Genomic DNA, 21,511 nt, shown 5'->3' with positions numbered 1-21,511 from the left:
AACCATGCTGGGCCGGCTCAACCATGTCGCGATCGCGACCAAGGATGCCGTCAAGGCGGCCAGGATCTACGGTGCCGCGTTCGGCGCCCAGATCTCGGACGCGGTGCCGCTGCCCGAGCACGGCGTCATCACCGTATTCGCAACCCTGCCCAACACCAAGATCGAGTTCATCGAGCCGCTAGGGGAGGCCTCGCCGATCGCGAAATTCGTCGAGCGCAACCCCGACGGCGGCATCCACCACGTCTGCTACGAGGTGGTCGACATCATCGCCTCGCGCGACACCCTGGTGAAGGAGGGGGCACGGGTGCTCGGTGACGGCGTGCCGAAGATCGGCGCCCACGGCAAGCCGGTGCTGTTCCTGCATCCGAAGGACTTTTCCGGCGCGCTAGTCGAAATCGAGCAGGCATAAGCCCGTCCCATGGCCATCCAGATATCGACCGCGATCGCGATCTACTTCGTCATCTGGTGGGTGGCGCTGTTCGTGACGCTGCCGTTCGGCGTGCGCAGCCAGCACGAGGACGGCGTCGGCGCGCCCGGCACCGATCCCGGCGCCCCGATCCTGACCCGGATGGGCCGCAAGCTGATCTGGACCACGATCATCTCTGCGATCGTCTACGGCCTCGGCATGGTCGCCTATCAGGCCGGCTATCTCTCGATCGAGCGCCTGTCGAAGCTGATGGGCATGCCGTTCTAGGTCTATCTGCGTGCGGCCCATCCTTCGAGACGCCCGCCTTGGGCGGGCTCCTCAGGATGAGGACGGCGTGCGCGGCCGCAGTTTCAACGGGCGGCGATGTCCGTTAGCCTCATCCTGAGGAGACCGCGAAGCGGTCGTCTCGAAGGACGAGGCGCTTGCTTCATCTCGCCGCGTGCTTAGATTTTTTCGCTTGGCGCATTGTTTCGGGGGGACACAAATGACTTTTCAACGCATCGTCATTGCGCTTCTGGTGCTGATCGTCGCAGGGCTCGGCGCCATCGGCTATGTCGAGTGGAAGATGGCCGTGCAGGTGCGAACGCTGAAGGCGTTCGTCGAAGGCTACGTCTTCAACGAAGCGGTGATGGCCTGCGAGCAGGCCAAGAGTTCGACACCGTTCAAATGGAACGGCGGCAAGAGCACCTCGGTGATCGGCCTAAACTCGGTCAAGCTCGACAAATACAACGTCAGCGCCAGCTATACGCTGGTCGCAGATCTCGTTTATTGTGATTACGATCCGATCAAGAGAAAGGCCGAGATCGGCTCGAGCTTCCTGGAGCGGGAGTAATTGTTCGGTGTCCTGCGTGAGCGCGGCGCAGAACTGCGCAGCTCCTGACAGGAGTGCGCAGCCTCGTCGCGCTTTTCACGCAAGACCATCAAATCGTTCGGCGTTGGCGGCCCGCGATCATTCCGTAGACGAGCAGCACGATGATCGCGCCAACGACCGCGCCGATCAATCCTGCTCCTTCTTCGGGGCGATACCAGCCGAGGGCCTGGCCGAGGTAGGTCGCAACGAATGCGCCCACGATGCCGAGGATGGTCGTCAGGATGAAGCCGGACGGCTCGTTGTCTCCGGGCATGATGAATTTGGCTATGACGCCGGCGACGAAGCCGATGATGATCGTCCAGAGAATGCTCATTTCAAACCCCTTCGAGTTAGGCAGCGGCAGTCAAGCCTGCGGCAGGCGCCCGTCCGGTGTGTACTTGTCGATCGCCGACGGCAATTCCCGGGACAGCCTTGCAAGGATCTCGTCTTGAGAGAGCCCCGTCTGCTGTTCGAGCTTCTCGAGCACGTCGGCGCCAACGGCGGTTTTCAGCTCAGGCGGCGCAATCTCCTTGTTGGGGCCGGGCTTGACCCAGGAGTCGGCTACCTCGCCCCGTCCATTCTGGTTAAACCTTTCCAGGAGCTCGCCAATTCCTCCATTGAGCAGCCCACCGATGCCGCCCGCGCCGAGCATGCCGCCCAAATTGCCCAGCATTCCCCCAAGCGGCTCCTGAGCACTCCCGCCGGCACGCCCTCCGCCCGCAGACCCTGCGCCTGAACCCTTCAGCAGTTCGGCCAGCTTGTCGCGGTTTTGATAGCCAGCTATGGCCAGCATTGCCAGAAGGGCAGTCATGGAAGGCATTCCGCGCGCCATTGGCGTCTCCTTGAGATCCGGGATCCGAGAAGAGCGAAACTGTCTCGACACGCCTGAGTTCCCGAGATCGCACATGATCAGTCGCGGCGAAGCGTCTCGCTGCCGTGAGGGGAGAGAAGCAAGGACGGGGTGGGGCTGGCCGGAGATGGCGGCAGGAGGTAGTAAACCCGATCTCAGCTCGACCCCGGCGGAGCCGGACGATCTCAGGACCAAGCGCCGCGCGAGAACGCATATGCCGTCATCGGAAGCCGCCGACCGGATCATCGATCTCTACCAGCGCCAGGCCTCGGACTGGATCGCGAAGCGCGCCCAGAGCCGCCTGTTCGAGCGAGCCTGGCTCGACCGCTTTCGCGCGCTGCTGCCTCCCGCCGGCCCGGTCCTCGATTTGGGCTGTGGCTCCGCCATGCCGATCGCCGGGTATCTGATCGGTCTTGGTCACCCCGTCGTGGGCGTGGATTCCGCCCCGGCGATGATCGCGGAGTGCCGACGTCGTTTCCCGCAGCAGGAGTGGAATGTCGGCGACATGCGCCAGCTTGCGTTGGGGCGACGCTTCTGCGGAATCCTGGCCTGGGACAGCTTCTTTCATCTGTCCTTTGAGGACCAGCGCCGCATGTTCCAGATCTTTCGCGAGCATGCCGCGCCGGATGCGGCGCTGATGTTCACGAGCGGTCCCGCGCACGGGGAGGCAATCGGACAATTCGGCGGCGAGCCGCTGTATCATGCGAGCCTGGATGCCAGCGAATATCGGTCGCTCCTGGGCCGGAACGGCTTCCGCGTCGTGTCGCATGTCGCCGACGATCGCGATTGCGGCGGGCACACGATCTGGCTTGCACAGCGCATCGAGACGCTCGGTTTAGTCGAATGATCGTGGCGATAGGCGCCAGGGCGCTTTGCGGCTATGATGATCCGAAAAGAAGGCCGGCTCAAATCCTGACATGGGAGTGAACAGCTGCTCCCGCCGGCATAGTGGGGGAGACCGGCATGAGTTCAGCGCCTCGACCGTTGGCCGATCCGCGGCGGCAGGATTATCGAATTCTCCATGAAGCCGATTTGCGGGATTACATTGCCGAGGTCTTCGATGTTGCGGCCCGGCTGGGCGGCGAGCCGGCGTCCTGGACCATCACCGAGGTCGGCGACGGCAACCTCAACCTCGTCTTCATCGTCAAGGGCCCGCGCGGCGGCATCGCCGTCAAGCAGGCGCTGCCCTATGTCCGCCTCGTCGGCGAGAGCTGGCCGTTGCCGCTGTCGCGGGCCCATTACGAATATCTGGCGCTGTCGAAGCAGGCCCAGCTCGCGCCCGGCCTCGTGCCGGCTTTGCTGCATCACAACGAGGATCTGGCGCTGACGGTGATGGAGCTGCTCGAGCCCCATATCATCATGCGCAAGGGGCTGGTTGCCGGCACGCGATATCCCGGCTTCGTCGGCGACATCACCACCTTCATGGCGCGAACGCTGTTCTTCACCTCCGATCTCGCGCTGTCCGCGGCCGAGAAGAAGGAGGGCATCGCAGCCTTCGCCGGCAACCACGCGCTGTGCAAGATCACCGAGGATTTGATCTTCACCGATCCCTACCGTATCGCCGAGCAGAACCGCTGGACCGCGCCGTATCTCGATGGCCTTGCCGCTGAGCTGCGCGACGACATGGAGCTGCACGTCGCGATCTCCCGGCTGAAGCTGAAGTTCATGGCAAGCCCGGAAGCGCTGCTGCACGGCGATCTCCACACCGGATCGATCATGGTCACGGAGAGCGAGACCCGGGTGATCGATCCCGAATTCGCATTCTACGGCCCGATGGGCTTCGACGTCGGCGCCGTGCTCGCCAACCTCCTAATGGCCTATTTCGCCTCCGCCGGCCACGAGCGTGCGCCGGGCGGGCGGGCCGCGTTCGAGGCCTGGGTCCTGGAGACGGTCGAGCAGGTCTGGAGCGAGTTCGCTCGCAAATTCCTCGAGCTCTGGCGCGCCGGCGCGGCAGGCGACGCCTACCCGGCCTCGCTGTTTGCCGGAGAGAAGGGCGCCGCGCGCCTGGAGGCCGAGCGGCAGGCTTACATACAACGCCTGTTCGCCGACACGATCGGCCTCGCCGCCGCAAAGATCATCCGCCGCATCTTCGGTCTCGCCCACAACATCGACTTCGAGCTGATCGAGGATCCGAAGACGCGCGCCATCAGCGAAGCGCGCGCGGTGCGGCTGGCACGCGCCATGATGGTCGAGACGCCGACGTTCCGGACGATCGCCGACGTCACGGGTGCTGCGCGAAAACTGCGGCACTGGATGCCGGAATTGTCGGGCTGAAGACATCGCGAAGGGGCAGTGCCGCACCCTCCGTCATTGCGAGGAGCCCTTGCGACGAAGCAATCCAGACCGTCGCCGCGCAAAGGCTCTGGGTTACTTCCGCCGTCGCCAAGGCTTCGGCGGACAAGTCGCTGGCGCCGGCAATGTCGGAGAGAGCTCGGACGGTCGCCAAAACGGTCGCAAAGGGAAGGGGGCGTCGGCTGCCCGATGACGCACTGCGTCAATGCGGATTGCATCGCTGCGGGGATGCAACCCCATCCTCGGGATCTCCGCCGAAGCGCCACTTCCAGGAACTGACATTGGTCTCCAGCAAAAACGAAGCTTGCATTCGATGGGCTGCGAATGATCAAATCTCTGATCGGCATCGACCTGCGTTGTTGGGGGACACATGATGTTCAGGATGATCGCAATCATCGCGGGGATGGGGCTGGCGCTCGCCGCAACGGCGGAGGCCCAGACGCCGCGCAAGGGCGGAACCATCCGCATGACGGCGCCTTACGGCTCGAGCTTCACCAGCCTCGACATTCACACCACGCAACGCGCCCAGGACGAGATCTACGCCAAGGCGCTGCATCGCTCGCTCTACATCTGGAATTCCGCGGAGGGTAAGCCGGTTCTGGAACTCGCCAAGGAGGATGTGGTCTCCGGCGGCGGCCTGGTTCACACCTTCAAGCTGCGCGACGACGCTTATTTCCACAATGGCGTCAAGATGACGGCCGACGACGTCATCTGGTCCTATAACCGCATCATGGACGGCACCAAGGCTTATCCCGGGGCGCGCTTTGTCCGCGTCATCGAGGGCGCCGCCGCGGTGGAGAAGGGCCAGGCCAAGGAAATCTCCGGCCTGAAGAAGATCGACGATTTCACCATTGAGATGAAGCTGACCGACAAGGTCGATCCCGGCTTCTACTTCTTTACCGCGCTGACTTCGATCTATCCCGCCGACGAGGGCGCCAAGGAGAGCTTCATCCAGAAGCCGATCGGTCTCGGACCGTTCAAGTTCGTCGAGCACGTGCCGGGGTCACGCATCGTGCTGGAGCGGTGGGACCGGTTCTACAAGCCCGGCAAGCCCTACGCCGACAAGGTCATCGTGTCGATCATGGCCGAGGCCGCGGCGCGCGACGTCGCCTTCCGCAACAAGGAGATCGACACCTCGGTGCTGGGGCCAGCGCAATACGTCGCCTATCAGTCCGACGCCGCCCTCAAGGGCACCATCGTCGAGGTCGCCGAGGTCTTCACCCGCTACATGGGCATGAATCCCACGTTCAAGCCGTTCTCCGACAAGCGCGTGCGGCAGGCGATCAATTACGCGATCGATACCGATCTGATCATCAACAAGCTGGTCAAGGGCAAGGCCTATCGCGCCACCAGCTGGCTGCCGCTGACCTCGCCCGCCTACGACAAGGCCATGAAGCCTTACCCCTACGACCCCGCCAAGGCCAAGCAGTTGCTCGCCGAGGCCGGCTATCCCCAAGGCTTCGAGTTCGAATGGACCGCCAGCCAGAATGAAAGCTGGGGCCTGCCGATCGTGTCGGCGGTGATCCCGATGCTGGACAAGGTCGGCATCAAGGCCAAGGTCAAGCAGGTCGAGACCGCCGTGCTGGCGGAGGTGGTCCGCACCGGCGACTACCAGGCCTTCATCTATTCCCAGGCCAGCGGGCCGGATCCGCTGGCCGCCCTCAAATGCTTCCACTCGTCGACGCCGCAGCCGGCCTGCAACTACATGACCTACAAGAATGCCGATTTCGACAAGCTCGTCGATCAGGCAGGGCAGGCCGACGACGTCGCAAAGCGCAGCGAACTGCTGCAAAAGGCCAATGCGCTGCTCTATGAGGAGGCTCCGGTCTGGTTCTTCAACTACAACAAGGCGGTCATGGCGGTGCAGCCTTGGCTGAAGGGGATCCAGTTGAACGCGACGGAGCTGACCCATCAGAACGTCGAGGATCTCTGGGTCGACGAGACCTCGCCCGCGAAGTGACGTACGCTCGCGCGCTCCCTCCATCGCCTCAAGCGATGGAGGGAGCGAGGAATGGTGCCGATGCTCTCCTTCCTGATCCGTCGATTGCTGCAGACCGTCCCGACCGCGCTCGCCGTCGTGCTGCTGGTCTTCGTGCTGTTCAGCGTCGTTCCCGGCAGCATCGTCACCTCCATGAGCGACGACAGCGACCCGCAGGTCGAGCTGCGCATGAAGAAGCAGCTCGGGCTCGACGATCCCGTTCATGTGCGTTTCGGCACCTACATCGCCAAGCTGGCGACCGGTGATTTCGGCACCTCGTTCCGGACGCGCGAGCCGGTCACGACCATGATCGCCAAGCGGGCATGGCCGACGCTGCAGCTGATCTTCGCGGCCATGGCGTTCGCGATCGTGATCGGCGTTCCCCTCGGCTTCATCGCCGCGCTGAAACCCGGCGGCATCGTCGACACGCTCGCGATGGTCGTGGCGGTGTCGGGCCTCTCCATCGCCAAGTTCTGGCTCGGCCTCGTCCTGATGTACCTGTTCGCGCTGAAGCTCGGCTGGCTGCCGAGCTTCGGCTATGGCGACGGCGGATTGAACTATCTGCTGCTGCCGGCCGTCACGCTCGGCGTCTCGCCGATGGCGCTGTTTGCCCGAACGACGCGCGCCGCGGTCCTGGAGATCATGACGGCCGATTTCGTCCGCACGGCGCGCTCCAAGGGCATGAGCGAATTCAGGGTCGTGAAGTGGCATGTGATGCGCAATGCGCTCGTCATCATCCTCACCACCGTCGGCCTGCAATTCGGCGGGTTGATGGGGCAGGCGGTCGTCGTCGAGAAATTGTTCTCCTGGCCGGGCATCGGCTCGCTCCTGGTCGACAGCGTTCTGCAGCGCGACATTCCGGCGGTCCAGGGCTCCATCCTCGTGGTGGTGATGGCCTTTCTCGCGATCAATCTGCTGATCGATGTGCTCTACGGCGTGATCGATCCCAGGATCAGATACGCATGAAGCTCCGCCCCAACCTCGTCATCGGTGGCGTCTTGTTCGCGCTGGCGATCCTGGTCGGCCTGCTCGCGCCTTGGCTCGCACACACCGATCCCGTGATGGACGCCAACCTGATGAACGCGGAAGAGCCGCCGAGCTGGACCTGGTGGTTCGGCACCGACGATCAGGGCCGTGACATCTATTCACGCGTCGTGTACGGCGCGCGGGTCTCGCTGACGGTCGGCATCGTCTCGCAGCTGATCAACAGCGTCATCGGCGTGGCCCTGGGGCTGAGCGCCGGCTATTTCGGCGGCTGGTGGGACGATTTCGTCAACGCCCTGACCAATCTCATGCTCGCCATCCCTTCGCTGATCTTCGCGCTGGCCATCATGGCCGTGCTGGGCCCCGGCCTCACCAGCCTGTTGATCGCGCTCGGGCTGACCAACTGGTCCTTCACCTGCCGGATCGCGCGGGCCTCGGCGCTGTCGCTGCGCAGCCAGGGCTATGTGCAGGCGGCGACCGTGCTCGGCTACGGCGATCTGCGCATCATGATGACGCAGCTGCTGCCGAACATGCTCGGGCCGATCATCGTCATCGGCACGCTCGGCATGGGCAGCGCGGTGTTGTCCGAGGCCGCCCTGTCGTTCCTCGGCCTCGGCGTCCGTCCGCCCTTTCCAAGCTGGGGCAGCATGTTGTCGGAGGCCCGCGAGCAGATCACGACGGCGCCGTGGCTTTCGGTGTTTCCGGGCCTCGCCATCTTCCTGACGGTGCTCGGCCTCAATCTGCTCGGCGACGGCCTGCGCGACATTCTCGATCCGCAATCGCGGAGCCGGCGCACATGACGGGCGCGCCGCTGCTCGAAGTCGAGAATCTCCGGCTCGATATCGATGTCGGATCGGGCCGTGTCGCGGCGGCTGAGGACGTTTCATTCCGCATCGATCGCGGCGAGACCTTCGGCCTCGTCGGCGAATCCGGCTGCGGCAAGAGCATCACGGCGCTCGCCCTGATCGGCCTGTTGCGCCCGCCCTTGGCGATCGGCGGCGGCGTCATCCGGTTCGAGGGCAGGGAGATCCAGCATCTTTCGGCAGCCAGGCAGCGGGAGCTGCGCGGCAACCGGATCGCCATGATCTTCCAGGAGCCGATGACGGCGCTGAATCCGGTCTCACCGGTGGGCCGGCAGATCGCCGAGATGTTCGTGCTGCACAAGGGCAAGAGCTGGCAGGAAGCCAACCGGCTGGCGGTCGAGGCGTTGGCAAGCGTCCGCGTGCCCGCGCCGGAGCGGCGGGTGAAGGATTATCCGCACCAGCTGTCCGGCGGCATGCGCCAGCGCGTGATGATCGCCATCGCGCTGGCCTGCGGTCCGGATCTGCTGATCGCCGACGAGCCGACCACCGCGCTCGACGTCACCGTGCAGGCGGAGATCATCGAGCTGATGCGCAATCTCTGCGCCGAGCGGGGAACCGCGATCCTGATGATCAGCCACGATCTCGGCCTCGTCGCCAATGTCTGCCGCCGCGTCGCGGTGATGTATGCCGGCCGCATCGTCGAGGAGCGCGGCTCGGCCGATATCTTTCGGGCGCCCTCGCACCCCTACACGCAAGGGCTGGTCGACTCGCTGCCGCGGCTCGGCAGCCGCGCCGCGCTCGGCCGCGCCAGGCTCCAGGAAATCGCGGGCGTCGTTCCCGCCATCACCAACTTCCCCGATGGCTGCCGGTTCAATCCGCGCTGCGCGCAGGCGACCGAGATTTGCCGGAGGGTCGTGCCGGAGACGGACTTGCTGGCGGCAGGCGGCCTGGTGAGGTGTCATCACCATGCATGAGCCGCACAGCATGCCGGGTGAGCGGCGGCCGGACGACGATCTCATTCTCAGCGTCGAGGATCTCGCGGTTCATTTTCAACTGGGCGGCGGCCTGCTGGGCCGCGGCCGCCGGCTGCTTCGTGCCGTGGACGGTGTCGACCTCAAGCTGAAGCGTGGCGAATGCCTCGGCCTCGTCGGCGAGTCCGGCTCGGGCAAGTCGACGGTCGCCTTGTCGATCCTCGGCCTGCTGACGCCGACGCGCGGCCGCATCGTGCTGGACGGGGAGGTCGTCAGGACCAGGCAATCCGGCGACCGCAAGGCGCTGGCGCGCACCGTGCAGATGGTGTTTCAGGATCCCTACGCCTCGCTCAATCCGCGCCAGACCGTCCGCCGCACGCTGGAAGACCCGCTGCGGGTGCACGGCGTGACCGCCAAAAGCGAGATCGAGGACCGCGTCGCGACCATGCTGCGGCATGTCGGCCTGCGGCCCGAGCAGGCCGGCCGCTACCCGCATGAGTTCTCCGGCGGCCAGCGCCAGCGCATCGGCATCGCCCGCGCCCTGATCCTCAATCCCAAGATCGTCATCTGCGACGAGCCGGTGTCGGCGCTCGACGTCTCGATCCGGGCCCAGATCATCAATCTACTGCTGGAGCTGAAGGAGACGCTCGGCCTGTCCTACATCATGATCAGCCACGATCTCGGCGTGGTCGAGCACATGAGCGACCGCGTCGCCGTGATGTATCTCGGCCGCATCGTCGAGAACGGCCATTGGCGCGAGATCTTCGAGCGGCCGGCGCACCCCTACACGCAAGCCCTGATATCAGCCATCCCCGATCCCCTGCGCCACGCGCCGCTGGCGACGACGGGCGGCGACCTTCCCAACCCGCTCAATCCGCCGAACGGCTGCGCCTTCAGCCCGCGCTGTCGTCATGCGGAAGCGGTGTGCCGGAGCGAGCCCGGCCCGGCGCTGGAGACGCGCGCCGATGGACATGCGGTGCGGTGCTGGCGGAGCGAGGAGATTGGTGCAGCGAGTCTCGCGCTATCGCTGTCACCCTAAAGCATGATGGAGCGAGGCTTGATCGGCGCGGTCGCCTCAGCTTCCGACGCCGCCAACCAGGCGCGGGCGGCGGTTGGCGCGCGGCAGCTCGGTCGGCGGGGCCCGCAGCCATGCGCGAAAACTGACGATCTCAGGACAATCCGCAGTGCCCTCGGGGGCAATCAGCCAATCGCCCAGGCCCGCATCTTCGCTGATCCGCTCGCAGCGATAGCCCGGATGATGGCGGAGGCCGCGGGCGATCAACAGGTCGACCTTGCCCTCGACCAATTCGTGCAGGCCGGCCGGCTGCAGCACCCGCAAGCCGATCTCCGCATGCGTGCTGCGGAACGCCGCCAGATCGAGGCGGCGCAAGTCGAAACTGCCATGGACTCCCAATTGAAGCTGCACCGCGCCTGCCGGTTTCAATTGGGAGGTCGCCTCCGCAATGTGGCGAAAGCCTTCGGATATGCCGGGCAGGTAGGCCCGGCCGGCCGCGGTGAGGATGAGCTGCTTGTGCAGCCGCTGGAACAGCTGCACACCGAGGCGCGCCTCCAGCGCCTTCACCTGCTGCCCCACCGCAGCAGGCGTGACGTGGAGCTCGTGCGCGGCCAGCTTGAAGCTGAGATGCCGGGCGGCGGCTTCGAAGGCGCGGAGCGCGTTAAGTGGTGGAAGAGCGTAGGTCATTGCGCGCACTTTGACACCGATGGCAGGCGGCCTTGCAATAGATTTTCTTGCGCTGAACCGCAGGAATGATGCTTTGCGCGGCCGCGAGTCCGGCGGGTAGGGTCGGCTCGCAATCCGGAGAAACGTCATGCCGCCAGCTCACCTCGTCTGCCACAATCCCGCAACGATCAACGCGCCCCTGGGCGGCTACAGCATGGGACTCGAGCTGAGGCAGCATCGCCGCCTGCTGTTCATCAGCGGCCAGGTCCCTGAAAGCGCAGGCGGCAGCGTGCCGCAGGGTTTCGAGGCGCAATGCGAGCAGGCCTGGCGCAACGTCAAGGAGGTGCTCGCCGCGGCTGGCCTTGGCGTGGAGCATCTGGTCAAGATCACGACGTTCCTGACCGACCGTAACCAGGTCGTGCCCAACCGCATCATTCGGCGCGCGATGCTCGGGGAGCACCAGCCCGCGCTGACGGTCGTGATCGTCGAGACTGTCGACAGCAAATGGCTGCTGGAGATCGAGGCGATCGCCGCGGAGTGAAACCGGGCCATGCCAGCCTCGCAATGAAACGAACCGAAATGGGGGTCCAATGACCGAGATCGTCCATCCCTTCTACGAGGCCCATCGCAGCGCCATGGAGGCCGCCATGCGCGACCGCATCGACCTTGCCGGAACGATGTTGCGCGAGCGCGGGCACCTGTCCGAGACCGGCAGACTCAGCCGGGAGGTGATGGACGAGTTCGAGATCGTGCTCACCCAGATGCCCTATGTCGGCGGCGCGGCAAGCCGCATGAGCGATTTCTTCATGCGTCTGACCGGCTTCATGGCCATCAGCCGGGTGCTGCAACGGCATGGCGTGCCGGTGGCCGTGATCGGCGAGATCGAGCGGGACACCTACAAGGCGCAATTGCTCGGGGTGCCCGAAGCCGAGCGCCTCGCCGCGGGCCGCCATTTCATGTCGCCGGAGAACCAGGCGTTGTTGCGCGAGCAGGCGGCGAGCAGCGTCACGGAGAGCCATCAGCAGCAGTTTCCGGAAGACTTCGTCTACGATTTCGTCGAGCCGGGTCCGCAGGACAGGTTCGAATTCGGCATCAATTACAAGGCCTGCGGCTTCTGCAAGCTCGCGGCGCGCCACGGCGACAAGGACATCCTGCCGAACATTTGCGGGCTCGACTTCGACGCCTATGCGACGCGAGGCATCCGTCTGGAAAGGACGCAAACATTGGCTTGCGGTGCGAGCCACTGCGATTTCAGATTTTCGCGCCTTGCGGAAATCGAACCGTCACCCTGAGGTTCTGATGACATCGTGGCCTGTTTTGCCCGACGCGTCAAACGGACTTCGTGAAATCCGCAAGCTCGCTGCGTCGCCGGCAAGCCATTGATTCCACTGGCCCCGGCTACTGTGCATGGGGTTGTTTTCGCACTTTTTGCTTTGGCGGTCGTCTACTCCGCCGCCTTCTCCCTCAAGCGCTGCGCGTAGACGTTGATGACCAGCGCCGCCAGCAGGATCAGGCCGCGGATCAGGATCTTCAGGAAGCTGTCGATGTTGACGTGGTCGAGGCCGTTGTTGAGAACACCGAGCACGAACAGCCCGACGATGGTGTTGCCGATGCCGCCGCGGCCGCCGAACAGGCTGGTGCCGCCGACCACGACCGCGGCGATGGAATCGAGCAGATAGGTGTCGAACTCGTTCTGCTGCGCGCTGCCGAAATGGGCGACGCCGAGCATGCCGCCGATGCCGGAGCAGACCGCCGAGATCACCATCACGGCGCCGAGGATGAGCTTGACGTTGAGGCCGGAATATTCGGCCGCCTCGCGGTTGCCCCCGACCATGTAGACGTAGCGGCCGAAGCGCGTGTAGGTCAGCACCAGGTGACCGCCGAGCAGCATCAGCGCGGCGATGATGACGAGCCAGGGGATGCCGCCGATCGAGCCGGAGCCGAGCGTCGTGATCAGGCTCGGCACCTTGTAGGCGATCTGGCCGCGCACCAGCAGCGCGGAGATGCCGGCGGCGATCTGCATCATCGCCAGGGTCATGATGAAGGAGGGGATGCCGATCACGGTCAGCCCCAGCGCGTTGACGAGGCCAAGCAGGGCGCAGAGCAGGATCGACAGGATGATCGCGACCGCGCCGGGCAGCGGCACGTTGGCGATGTTGACGTAGGATTCCTGCAGCGTGAAGTAGGCGACCGCGATGCCGGTGACGTTGGCGATGGCGGCAATCGACAGATCGATCTCGGCGCAGAGGATCACGAAGGTGAGGCCGACGGCGATGATGCCGGTGATCGATACCTGCGTCAGGATGTTGCCAAGATTGTCCAGCGTCGCGAAGGAGGGGCTGGCGAAGGCGAAGAAGGCAGACAGGAAGATCAGGGTGAGGAACGGCGCGATGTTGCGCATCTGCGAGCGCAGGAAGGGCGCAAGGCCCCGCGGCCGCCGTCCTGTCGCCAAGGCCGTCTCGCTGCTCATGTGCTTCTCCGTCACGCCGCTTCCAGCAGGCGGTCCTTGCTAACCGGCTCGTTCTTGAATTCCCGCACCAATGCGCCGCGCTTGAGCACGAGGATGCGGTCGGCCAGCGACAGCACCGTCTCCGGCTCGGTCGACAGCACGATGATCGCCAGCCCCTTGGCGCGGAGGTCGCGGACGATATTGATGACGTCGTTCTTGGCGCCGACGTCCATGCCGCGGGTCGGCTCGCACAGCACCAGCAGCTTTGGCGGATAGGTCAGCCATTTCGCCAGCGCAACCTTCTGCTGGTTGCCGCCGGAGAGCATGCCGAGGTCGAGACCGACCACCGGCGGCCTGATCTGCAGCTGCTCGACCTGACGCTTGGCGATGTCGCGCTCCTGCGCCGGCTTGAGCAGCAGCGCGGAGATGCGATCGAGGATGCTGATCGAGATGTTCTTGTAGACCGGCTCCTGGTGGAACAGCATGTCGCGCCGGCTCTCCGGCACCAGCGCCACGCCGGCGCGCCGCGCCGCCGCCGTGCTGGCGAAGGTTTTCGGCGTGCCGCCGACGACAAGCGTGCCGCTATCGGGCTTGAGCTTGCCGAACAGGATGCGCGACAGCTCCTGCTGGCCGCAGCCCATGAAGCCGTAGATGCCGAGCACCTCGCCGGCACGCGCCTCGAACGAGACGTCCTTCAGGCTGCGGGACAGCGAGAGCTGATCGACCTTGAGAACGACCTGGCTGTCGCTCGGCCGCGGCAGCATCAGATCGTCGGTGTAGCTGTGCTCGAGCGCCTCGCCGCCGCGGCCGATCATGGCCTCGATCAGCGCGCCCTTGCTGGTCGCGGCGCTCGCGGTCTCCGCGACCTTCCGCCCGTTGCGGAACACGGTCACCGTGTCGGAGACGAGCAGGATGTCCTCGATGAAATGCGAGATGAAGACGATGGCAGTGCCTTGCTCGCGCAGCCGCCTGAGCGTTGCGAACAGCCGCTCGACCTCGGGCGGGGAGAGCGCGGAGGTCGGCTCGTCCAGGATGACGATGCGGGCGCCGGAGAACAGCACGCGCGCGAGCTCGATCAGCTGCTGCAGCCCGATCGGGAGATCGCCGAGCCGCGCCATCGGGTCGACGTCGATGCCGAAACGGGCGAGCTGCTCGCCCGCTTCCCGCGCCATCCGCCGCCATTGCACGAGGCCGAGGGCGTTGGTGGGCTGGTTGCCCAGGAAGACGTTCTCCGCGACCGTCAGGTCGGGCGCAACGCTGAGCTCTTGATGCACCATGGCGATGCCGGCGGCATGTGCATCGCGGGCCGAGCGGAAATGCATCTCCTTCCCGTCGACCAGGAAGCGGCCGGAGAACTCGGTGTGCACGCCGGCGATGATCTTCATCAGCGTGCTTTTCCCGGCGCCGTTCTCGCCGACGAGACCGTGGATCTCGCCGGGATGGAGCGCGAAATCGACACCACGAAGTGCTTCGACGCCGCCGAAGCTCTTCGTGATGCCCTGCAGTTCAAGGATGGGCGAACGACCCTCGGACATGAAAGTTCAGATCAGGAAGTGATCCTGCATCCACTGCATCCCGGCGGCATTGGCCTTGGTCACGACCGGGCCGTCGGTGACGACGTTCTTGGGAATGCCCTGTCCGCTCTTCTCGCCGCCGACCACGGCCGAGACGCCGGCGATGATGGCGCCGCCGTGGATGCGGCAGGAGGGATTGCGCACGGTCGCGAACATACGGCCTTCGCTCACCGCCTGAATCGCCGGCGGCATGGCGTCGACGCCGCCGATCAATATGTTGGTGCGGCCTCGTGCCTTCATGATGTTGGCGGCGGCAAGCGCCATGTCGTCGTTGTGGAAGAATGCCGCGTCGATCTGCGGATATTTGGTCAGGTAGGTTTCCCACAGACGCGCCGTCTTGGAGACGTCCCAGTCGGCGGGCTGGGTGTCGAGGACCTCGATGCCGGGGAATTGCTTGACCACCGAGTTGAAGCCCTTGGCGCGTCCTTGCGCGCCGGTATGTCCGAGCGCGCCCTGCGTCATGATGATCTTGCCTTTGCCGCCCATCGCGTTGCAGAGGGCCTGCGTCACCGAGGCGCCCATGAACTCGTTGTCGGGCGCGAGGAAGGAATGGACGTTGATCTGGTCGAGCGGGGCGATCAGCGTGTCCATGTCGATCACCGGCGTGCCGGCGTCGATCATCTTCTGCACGGGCTGGGTGAGGGTGCCGATGCCGAAGGCCTGGATCGCGACGAAGTCCCATTTCTGCGAAGCCATGTTGTCGATCGCTGCGCGCTGCTTCACCGCGTCGAGCTGGCCGTCGAACCAGGTGACCTCGACGTTGAACAGCTTGCCCCAGAATTCTGCGGCCTGCTTGCCCTGCGCGCACCAGGTGGCCTGCAGGCCTGCGTTGGAGAACGCCGCCTTCAGCGGCTTCTCGCTTCGCCCGGCTGCGGCGGCCAATGCGGGGTTTATGCCCATGCTGCCGAGAAGGGCAGCTCCGGCGCCGGCGGTCGCGGCCGCCTGAAGAAGATCGCGCCTCGTCGTCGAGAAATCTTTCGTCCCGGACATCGCTCGCTCCCATAAAATTTAGCGTCGGTGCGTCATTGGTTGCGCTACCGATCTCCGAAAGTGTCTCACAAGAGTTGGCGCCACTCAATCCGCAATCACTCGCACCGTGGCAGCACGCCGCGTTGGTGCAGCGCAAAGAGTCAGGTCGCTGCGTCGGCGAATGCGTCGATCTCGACGAGCAGCTGGTCCCAAGCGCGGGCCATCTCGGTTGACCATTGATCGCCGAGCAGGTCGCGCAGCGTATCCCTGATGATGGCGAAGAACGCGATGAACAGCTGACGCGGCGTGCCATAGCCATCGTGCGAGGCGACCTCGCAGGCGATCAGCCGGAAATGTCCGCGACGTTGACCGGCGAAATCGAGGATCGCCTCGATCGCCAGCGCGAGCATCGACCCCGTCACGAGGTCGCGGCCCTCGATACGGAACATTCTCTGTGTCTCGGGATGGACGTCGAACAGGCGTCGGTAGACGAGGGGCGTGAGATCTTCGCAGCGCGAGGCCGCCAGTTCGAAACTGATTTCGATCGGATTGGGCGAAGCATTCATCCGCGCGTCAGCCCCTTGCCAACAAAACTTGCGGACAAAAAAAGAGCGGGGCCCTGGCCCCGCTCAAAAATTGTGTCGACCCTATTATCCCCGATTCTAAGATTTGCTCTTGATTGGCGGGGCGACGCTGCATTTTGCGCGTCAGGGGCTCCTCCCGAGACTTGGACCACCAGACTTCGACCTCGCGGCCAGCCTGAGCGAGGGGGATGCTAGATCAACTTTTCTCACTTGTCATCATTTTCGGCAACGAATGTTCAAAATTCGATCAGTGGACGAAATGATCGGGCGCCGCGGCGCGCAAGTATATGACAAATAAAAGAAATCTGTGGAGGGCGGCGCCGTTTGACCTGCCTCAAATGGCCTCCTCGGTCCGATGCGCGGTTATCCAGGTCACGATTTCCGAGAAATTTGCGCTGGGCCAAGAAGGGAGGCGGAACTGGCCTCGACTTGGGGCTTGGTGCGGTGTTTAGTTAGCAGGCGAACGAACGGTTCGGCGGATGCGCGCTCGGCTACAAAAATTCCTGCCTCTGGTCCTGCTCGCTTTGGCGATGCAGGTGCTGGCGCCGATTGCCGCCTGCTGGGCGACCGGCCTGGCCATTGCCGATCCGCTGTCTGCCGCCGTCATCTGCCATAGTGCGAGCGCGCAGGGCGGCCTGAACGGTCAGACCGGCGTGCCGACAGCGCATGCGGGCGCTTGCGCCCTGTGCTGCCTGGCCCAGGCCAACGCCTCGCTCGATTCGCCGACGCCTGCGGCATTCTCGATTCCCGTCCGCCATGCCGAGCGGGTGGTGTGGCATCCGGTCGATGCGTTCGCCATCGCCGCCCCAGAGGGCTCGAGTGCCCAGGCGCGCGGCCCGCCTCAATTTTCCTGACGTAGCGACAAACCGAACCGTTGGCGCGCCATTGCTGTGCCGACGGCGTGCTCAATGGACCGGCCGACGTGCCGGATGTCAGGAATTCAGGAAATGTTACGCATTCGTGCGATCGGGCGCGCGGGCTTGCCCGTGCTTGTCGGATTGGTGTCGCCGATCGGTTCAGACGCGCTGGCCCAGCCAGCCTCGGAAGCGATCCCCGCGGTGACGGTCGAAGCGCCGCAGAGATCCCGTCCCAAACCCATCATCCGGTCGTCGCGACTGCGCACCAGTGCGACGGCCAACACAGCGAGGCCGGTTGCGCAGAACGCGACCGATGGCAGCCAGGGGCAAAACAACACGAGGAGCGCCGGCGAGGTGCGGGCTGGCCTCAACCAGTCGCCGGCCGGACAGACCGCGACCACGATCGATCGCGGCCAGTTCGACAATCGCCCGTCGTTCTCGGTCAGCGACGTCTTGCGGGACAGTCCGGGCATTTCGATCAAGCAGGGCAACGGCCCCAGGGATTTCGGCATCTCGATTCGGGGCTCCAATGCGCGCAACGGGTTCGCCATCCGCAATCTCGTGATCTTCGAGGACGGCTTCCCGGTGACGCAGCCGGACGGCCTGTCGCGCAGCGACCTGATCGATCCCCACGCCTATGGTGCGATCGACGTGATCCGCGGGCCCTCGTCGGCGCTCTACGGCAATTACGCGACCGGCGGCGCGCTCAATTTTCGGACGCGCCCGGGCGGCACGATCGACGGCGTCGAATATGGTGTGGACGGCGGCAGCTATGGCTATCTCAACAATTACCTGGCGGCCGGCAAGAAGGTCGGGAATTTCGAAGGCTCGCTGTTCGCGAGCGACGTGCGGGGTGACGGCTATATCGGGAACAGCTGGTTCAACACCCAGACCGTCAACTTTCTTGGCACGCTCCGGGCGACGCCGGACGACCGCTTCACGGTCAAGATCATCAACAATGATCTCAGCGCGCGACTGCCGATCCGACAATCGCTGAACCAGTATCATCTCAACCCGTTCCAGCAGGGATGTGCGACCGGTGCCACCGCCGCGCCGGGATGCGGCACGGTCCGGCTGTTCAACAACGGCTTCAACGCAACAGCCGGGACCGACACGGAGACGGCCCTGCAGGCCGGGCTCGGCCGCAACGATCGCCGAACCATTGTCGGCGGCCGGTGGGACCACGATTTCGACAACACCATGACGTGGCGCAACCAGTTCGTCTTCGACGACCGAAACATCAGCCAGCCGACCGGTACGACCGGCTCGATCGGAGATTTTCCGTCGTACAATTACATGAGCGACCTGACCAAGCGCGGCGAGTTTCTTGGCCTGGAGTCGACCACGTTCTTCGGTGCGTTCTACAACACCCTGACGGCGTCGAGTGACACGCGGAACGTGATGCCAGGGGGCAATGCGACGCTCGGCAGGCTCTCGCGCAATCTCTTCAGTGAGACGACCAATTATGGCGTGCGTGCCAGGCAGGAGGTCAGGCTGACGACCTCGCTGACGGCGATCGCCGGCGTCGGCTGGGAGACCACCCTGCTGAAGGGGACGAATACGGCCTACGCGTATGCAGGTCCCACCGGTATCACCACAACGACCCTCACGACGGCGGACCGGCAGTTCCAAAATGCTGCGCCGGAGTTGGCACTCCTCTACAATCTCAACAACGAGTGGCTGTTCCGCGGACGGGTCGCGACGGGATACGGCACGCCGCAGGTTTCGGATCTCTTCGTTCTTCCGACCGGCTTGTCAGGCAATAACACCCAGCTTCAGGCGCAGAAAAATCTCGGCTATGATCTCGGTTTCGACTGGACCCCGAACAATACGCTCAAGCTCGGCGCGACCGGCTTCTACGAGTTCTTTCGCAACGAGATCGTCAGTCAGGCGACGCCTGCCGGCTCACCCAACACGACTTACACGTTCAACGCGCCGCGATCGGAGCACCGCGGCATCGAACTCGCCGCCGACTGGAAGTTCTATCCGGGCTGGCGGTTCATGGCGGCGTATACCTATCTCGACGAGGTCTATACCGAATATGTCGAGAACATCACCAACGGCGCGGTGTTCAGCTTCAACCGCGCCGGCAACAAGATCCCAGGAATATCGCCCAACGAGCTGACGGCCCGAATTGGCTACGACGAGTTCGCCGGGCCGCTGGCAGGCCTCGGTGGTTTCGTCGAGGTCCAGTGGAAGGACTCCTTCTACATGGACAACGCAAACCTGCTGAAGGCGCCGGGCTATGAACTGGTCAATGTGAACGTTCACTACAAGACCGACCTGATGTCCGACACCTTCAGATCCCTGAACTTGTTTCTCGAGGTCAGGAACGCGTTCGATCGCACCTACATCGCCTCCGCCAACAACATTGCCAACACCGTCACCGGCGCAGGCCTTCAAAATCCTGCGAGCGTGCTGGCAAACACGACGGGATCGATCTATGCGGGCTCGCCGCGCACATTCGTTGCGGGTATGAAGGTGGCATTCAGATGATCCGGACTCTCTCGGCGAACAGGGCCATGATGCGAACTGGCCTGATTTCCATCGTCGCGCTCGCATTCGCGCATGGTTCAGCGCTCGCACAGATGCGAGCTCCGCCCGCATCTGAAGCGGCCTGTGAGCAGCCGACGCTGCGCTGTGCGACCAAGGCGACGCCGGCCTTCGGTCCGGATGGGACCTTGTGGCTGGTCTGGATGGCGGGAGGGCAGGTCTCTGTCGCAAGCTCGCAGGATGAGGGGCGCAATTTTTCGGCGCCGACGCAGGTCACGACGAAGCGCTTGAACCTCGATTGGGGGCCGGATGCGCGGCCGAAGATCGTGGTCGATCGCAACGGCGGCGTCGCGCTCGCATTCTCGACCTTCAGGGACGAGGCCTTCAACGGAGAAGTGCTCTACACGCGCTCAGCCGACGGGGGAAAGAGCTTTGCGGAGCTGAAGCCCATCACCGCCAACCACGAGAGCCAGCGGTTCGAGGCGCTGGCGCTCGATCAGGATGGAACGGTCTTTGCAACCTGGATCGACAAGCGCAATCGTGTCCCTGCGAAAGAGGCGGGGCGGAAGTACGAGGGCGCGGCGCTGTTCTTTGCCGCCTCGCGCGACGGCGGCGCCGGTTACACAGAGGCCAGTCTCGCGCGCGACGGCACCTGCGAGTGCTGCCGTTTGGGGCTGGCATTCGCCGCGCCCGGGCGGCCGGCCGTGATCTTCAGGAACATTTTCGACGGTGGCGTGCGCGATCATGCGGTGATGACCTTCACCGACGTTGCAACGCCGGGTGAGATCCGCCGGGTCAGCACCGACGAGTGGCAGATCAACGCCTGCCCGCATCATGGGCCGAGCCTCACGGTGGCGCCGAACGGGACCTATCATGTGGTCTGGTACACGAACGGGAAGGCGCGAAAGGGGGTGTTCTATGCGCATTCCCGCGACGAAGGCCGCAACTTCTCCGCGCCCATGGCGCTGGGGCAGCCGGGCCGCAACCCGACGCGGCCCTTCGTGCTGGCAGGGCCTGTGGGGACGGTGATGGTCTGGAAGGAATTCGACGGCGAGAAGACCTCGGTGCAGATGACGATCTCCCGCGATGATGGCGAGACCTGGTCACCGCCGAAGACGATATCGAGCACGAGCGACACCTCCGATCACCCCTTGCTCGTCTCCAACGGCAAGAAGACTTACCTGTCGTGGATGACGAAGGCGGACGGCTATCGGCTGACAGTTATCGAGGACACGCCATGAGATTTCGATTCGCAGCCATTGCGAGCCTTGCCGTTCTGATCGCGTCAGCGGCGGCGCTGGACGCATCTCCCGCCCTGAAGCCGTTCGAACGCGGCACCTGGCAAAGCGTCCTCAAGGGACACGCCGGCCGCCCCGTGCTCGTGCATTTCTGGGGCGTGACCTGTGGCCCCTGCAAGATCGAGCTGCCGCTGCTCGGGCAGTTTGCCAAGGATCATCCTGACGTCGACGTCGTCACGGTCAGCGCCGATCTCGTGCCGAACCTGCCGGCGGCGACGCAAGCGATGCTCGACAAGGCGGGTCTGTCGTCGACCGAGAACTTCATCTTCAACGACGGCTTCGTCGAGCGCCTGCGGTTCGAGATCGACCCGACGTGGCAAGGCGACATCCCCAGGACCATGCTCATCTCTCCGGAAGGGACCATCACGACGATCGAAGGCTCGGCCGAGATGGCCGATCTCGAAAAATGGTCGTCGCAACAACGCTCCAAACACTGAACCTCAAATCTGCA

Annotated in this window: 23 protein-coding genes; 16 read left to right on the top strand and 7 right to left on the bottom strand. The window is 64.5% G+C overall.

What is annotated here, in order from left to right:
- Window positions 1–4 precede the first annotated feature (4 nt).
- The 3 genes from mce to DCM79_RS11960 all read left to right on the top strand — a co-directional run bounded on the left by mce (window position 5) and on the right by DCM79_RS11960 (window position 1,259).
- Window positions 5–409 (top strand): methylmalonyl-CoA epimerase, encoded by a 405-nt coding sequence (gene mce / locus DCM79_RS11970; protein WP_028136079.1) that lies wholly within the window; start codon window positions 5–7, stop codon window positions 407–409.
- A gap of 9 nt (window positions 410–418) precedes the next feature.
- Window positions 419–694, top strand: coding sequence for a DUF1467 family protein (locus DCM79_RS11965; RefSeq protein WP_257180020.1), 276 nt, complete (start codon window positions 419–421; stop codon window positions 692–694).
- 217 nt (window positions 695–911) lie between these two features.
- Window positions 912–1,259 carry a hypothetical protein gene (locus DCM79_RS11960; protein WP_257180019.1) on the top strand — a complete coding sequence of 116 codons (348 nt, stop codon included), beginning with the start codon at window positions 912–914 and terminating at the stop codon, window positions 1,257–1,259.
- Window positions 1,260–1,347: 88 nt separating this feature from the next.
- Here the strand turns inward: DCM79_RS11960 and DCM79_RS11955 are convergent, their stop codons facing one another.
- Entirely contained in the window at window positions 1,348–1,611 is a 264-nt protein-coding gene (locus DCM79_RS11955; protein ID WP_257180018.1) for a GlsB/YeaQ/YmgE family stress response membrane protein, read from the bottom strand.
- A gap of 30 nt (window positions 1,612–1,641) precedes the next feature.
- Window positions 1,642–2,109 carry a YidB family protein gene (locus DCM79_RS11950; protein WP_257180017.1) on the bottom strand — a complete coding sequence of 156 codons (468 nt, stop codon included), beginning with the start codon at window positions 2,107–2,109 and terminating at the stop codon, window positions 1,642–1,644.
- Between DCM79_RS11950 and DCM79_RS11945 the strand changes: the two genes are divergently transcribed.
- From DCM79_RS11945 to DCM79_RS11915, 7 genes are all read left to right on the top strand, one after another.
- Window positions 2,060–2,974: a class I SAM-dependent methyltransferase gene (locus DCM79_RS11945; RefSeq protein WP_306556660.1), complete on the top strand. Its 915-nt coding sequence runs from the start codon at window positions 2,060–2,062 to the stop codon at window positions 2,972–2,974. The genes DCM79_RS11950 and DCM79_RS11945 overlap by 50 nt on opposite strands.
- A gap of 116 nt (window positions 2,975–3,090) precedes the next feature.
- Window positions 3,091–4,401 (top strand): S-methyl-5-thioribose kinase, encoded by a 1,311-nt coding sequence (mtnK, locus tag DCM79_RS11940; RefSeq protein WP_257180016.1) that lies wholly within the window; start codon window positions 3,091–3,093, stop codon window positions 4,399–4,401.
- 388 nt (window positions 4,402–4,789) lie between these two features.
- The gene (locus DCM79_RS11935; protein ID WP_257180015.1) at window positions 4,790–6,379 is read left to right on the top strand and encodes an ABC transporter substrate-binding protein; all 1,590 of its coding nucleotides are present in this window, start codon (window positions 4,790–4,792) and stop codon (window positions 6,377–6,379) included.
- A gap of 60 nt (window positions 6,380–6,439) precedes the next feature.
- Window positions 6,440–7,363 (top strand): ABC transporter permease, encoded by a 924-nt coding sequence (locus tag DCM79_RS11930; protein ID WP_257180743.1) that lies wholly within the window; start codon window positions 6,440–6,442, stop codon window positions 7,361–7,363.
- Entirely contained in the window at window positions 7,360–8,181 is an 822-nt protein-coding gene (locus DCM79_RS11925; RefSeq protein ID WP_257180014.1) for an ABC transporter permease, read from the top strand. Before DCM79_RS11930 ends, DCM79_RS11925 begins: the two co-directional genes overlap by 4 nt.
- On the top strand, window positions 8,178–9,158 hold the full coding sequence (locus tag DCM79_RS11920) for an ABC transporter ATP-binding protein (RefSeq protein ID WP_257180013.1): 981 nt from the start codon (window positions 8,178–8,180) through the stop codon (window positions 9,156–9,158). The genes DCM79_RS11925 and DCM79_RS11920 overlap by 4 nt, the downstream gene beginning before the upstream one ends.
- Window positions 9,151–10,194, top strand: a complete 1,044-nt coding sequence (locus DCM79_RS11915) for an ABC transporter ATP-binding protein (RefSeq protein WP_257180012.1) — start codon at window positions 9,151–9,153, stop codon at window positions 10,192–10,194. The genes DCM79_RS11920 and DCM79_RS11915 overlap by 8 nt, the downstream gene beginning before the upstream one ends.
- A gap of 36 nt (window positions 10,195–10,230) precedes the next feature.
- Here the strand turns inward: DCM79_RS11915 and DCM79_RS11910 are convergent, their stop codons facing one another.
- Window positions 10,231–10,857 (bottom strand): LysR family transcriptional regulator, encoded by a 627-nt coding sequence (locus DCM79_RS11910; RefSeq protein ID WP_257180011.1) that lies wholly within the window; start codon window positions 10,855–10,857, stop codon window positions 10,231–10,233.
- Window positions 10,858–10,984: 127 nt separating this feature from the next.
- Between DCM79_RS11910 and DCM79_RS11905 the strand changes: the two genes are divergently transcribed.
- Together DCM79_RS11905 and DCM79_RS11900 are read left to right on the top strand one after the other, a co-directional pair.
- Window positions 10,985–11,377, top strand: a complete 393-nt coding sequence (locus DCM79_RS11905) for a RidA family protein (RefSeq protein ID WP_257180010.1) — start codon at window positions 10,985–10,987, stop codon at window positions 11,375–11,377.
- A gap of 49 nt (window positions 11,378–11,426) precedes the next feature.
- Window positions 11,427–12,128, top strand: a complete 702-nt coding sequence (locus DCM79_RS11900; RefSeq protein WP_257180009.1) for an L-2-amino-thiazoline-4-carboxylic acid hydrolase — start codon at window positions 11,427–11,429, stop codon at window positions 12,126–12,128.
- Window positions 12,129–12,280: 152 nt separating this feature from the next.
- Here DCM79_RS11900 and DCM79_RS11895 read toward each other — a convergent pair whose 3' ends face one another.
- From DCM79_RS11895 to DCM79_RS11880, 4 genes are all read right to left on the bottom strand, one after another.
- Complete coding sequence (locus DCM79_RS11895) at window positions 12,281–13,306, bottom strand: ABC transporter permease (RefSeq protein ID WP_257180008.1); 1,026 nt, start codon at window positions 13,304–13,306, stop codon at window positions 12,281–12,283.
- Window positions 13,307–13,317: 11 nt separating this feature from the next.
- Entirely contained in the window at window positions 13,318–14,820 is a 1,503-nt protein-coding gene (locus DCM79_RS11890) for a sugar ABC transporter ATP-binding protein (protein WP_257180007.1), read from the bottom strand.
- A 6-nt stretch (window positions 14,821–14,826) separates the two neighbouring features.
- Entirely contained in the window at window positions 14,827–15,849 is a 1,023-nt protein-coding gene (locus DCM79_RS11885; RefSeq protein ID WP_257180006.1) for a sugar ABC transporter substrate-binding protein, read from the bottom strand.
- Window positions 15,850–15,989: 140 nt separating this feature from the next.
- Window positions 15,990–16,394, bottom strand: coding sequence for a globin (locus DCM79_RS11880; RefSeq protein ID WP_257180005.1), 405 nt, complete (start codon window positions 16,392–16,394; stop codon window positions 15,990–15,992).
- A gap of 497 nt (window positions 16,395–16,891) precedes the next feature.
- Between DCM79_RS11880 and DCM79_RS11875 the strand changes: the two genes are divergently transcribed.
- The 4 genes from DCM79_RS11875 (at window position 16,892) to DCM79_RS11860 (ending at window position 21,497) form a co-directional block, all read left to right on the top strand.
- Window positions 16,892–17,266, top strand: coding sequence for a DUF2946 domain-containing protein (locus DCM79_RS11875; protein WP_257180004.1), 375 nt, complete (start codon window positions 16,892–16,894; stop codon window positions 17,264–17,266).
- A 93-nt stretch (window positions 17,267–17,359) separates the two neighbouring features.
- On the top strand, window positions 17,360–19,765 hold the full coding sequence (locus tag DCM79_RS11870; protein WP_257180003.1) for a TonB-dependent receptor: 2,406 nt from the start codon (window positions 17,360–17,362) through the stop codon (window positions 19,763–19,765).
- Between the two features lie 26 nt (window positions 19,766–19,791).
- Window positions 19,792–21,003 (top strand): sialidase family protein, encoded by a 1,212-nt coding sequence (locus DCM79_RS11865; protein WP_257180002.1) that lies wholly within the window; start codon window positions 19,792–19,794, stop codon window positions 21,001–21,003.
- Window positions 21,000–21,497 carry a TlpA disulfide reductase family protein gene (locus DCM79_RS11860; protein WP_257180001.1) on the top strand — a complete coding sequence of 166 codons (498 nt, stop codon included), beginning with the start codon at window positions 21,000–21,002 and terminating at the stop codon, window positions 21,495–21,497. Before DCM79_RS11865 ends, DCM79_RS11860 begins: the two co-directional genes overlap by 4 nt.
- Window positions 21,498–21,511: the final 14 nt, after the last annotated feature.

Source organism: Bradyrhizobium sp. WBOS07 (genome assembly GCF_024585165.1).
In the GTDB taxonomy this organism is placed as follows: Bacteria; Pseudomonadota; Alphaproteobacteria; order Rhizobiales; family Xanthobacteraceae; genus Bradyrhizobium; species Bradyrhizobium japonicum_B.
This window is presented reverse-complemented; position numbering and strand designations above follow the sequence as displayed.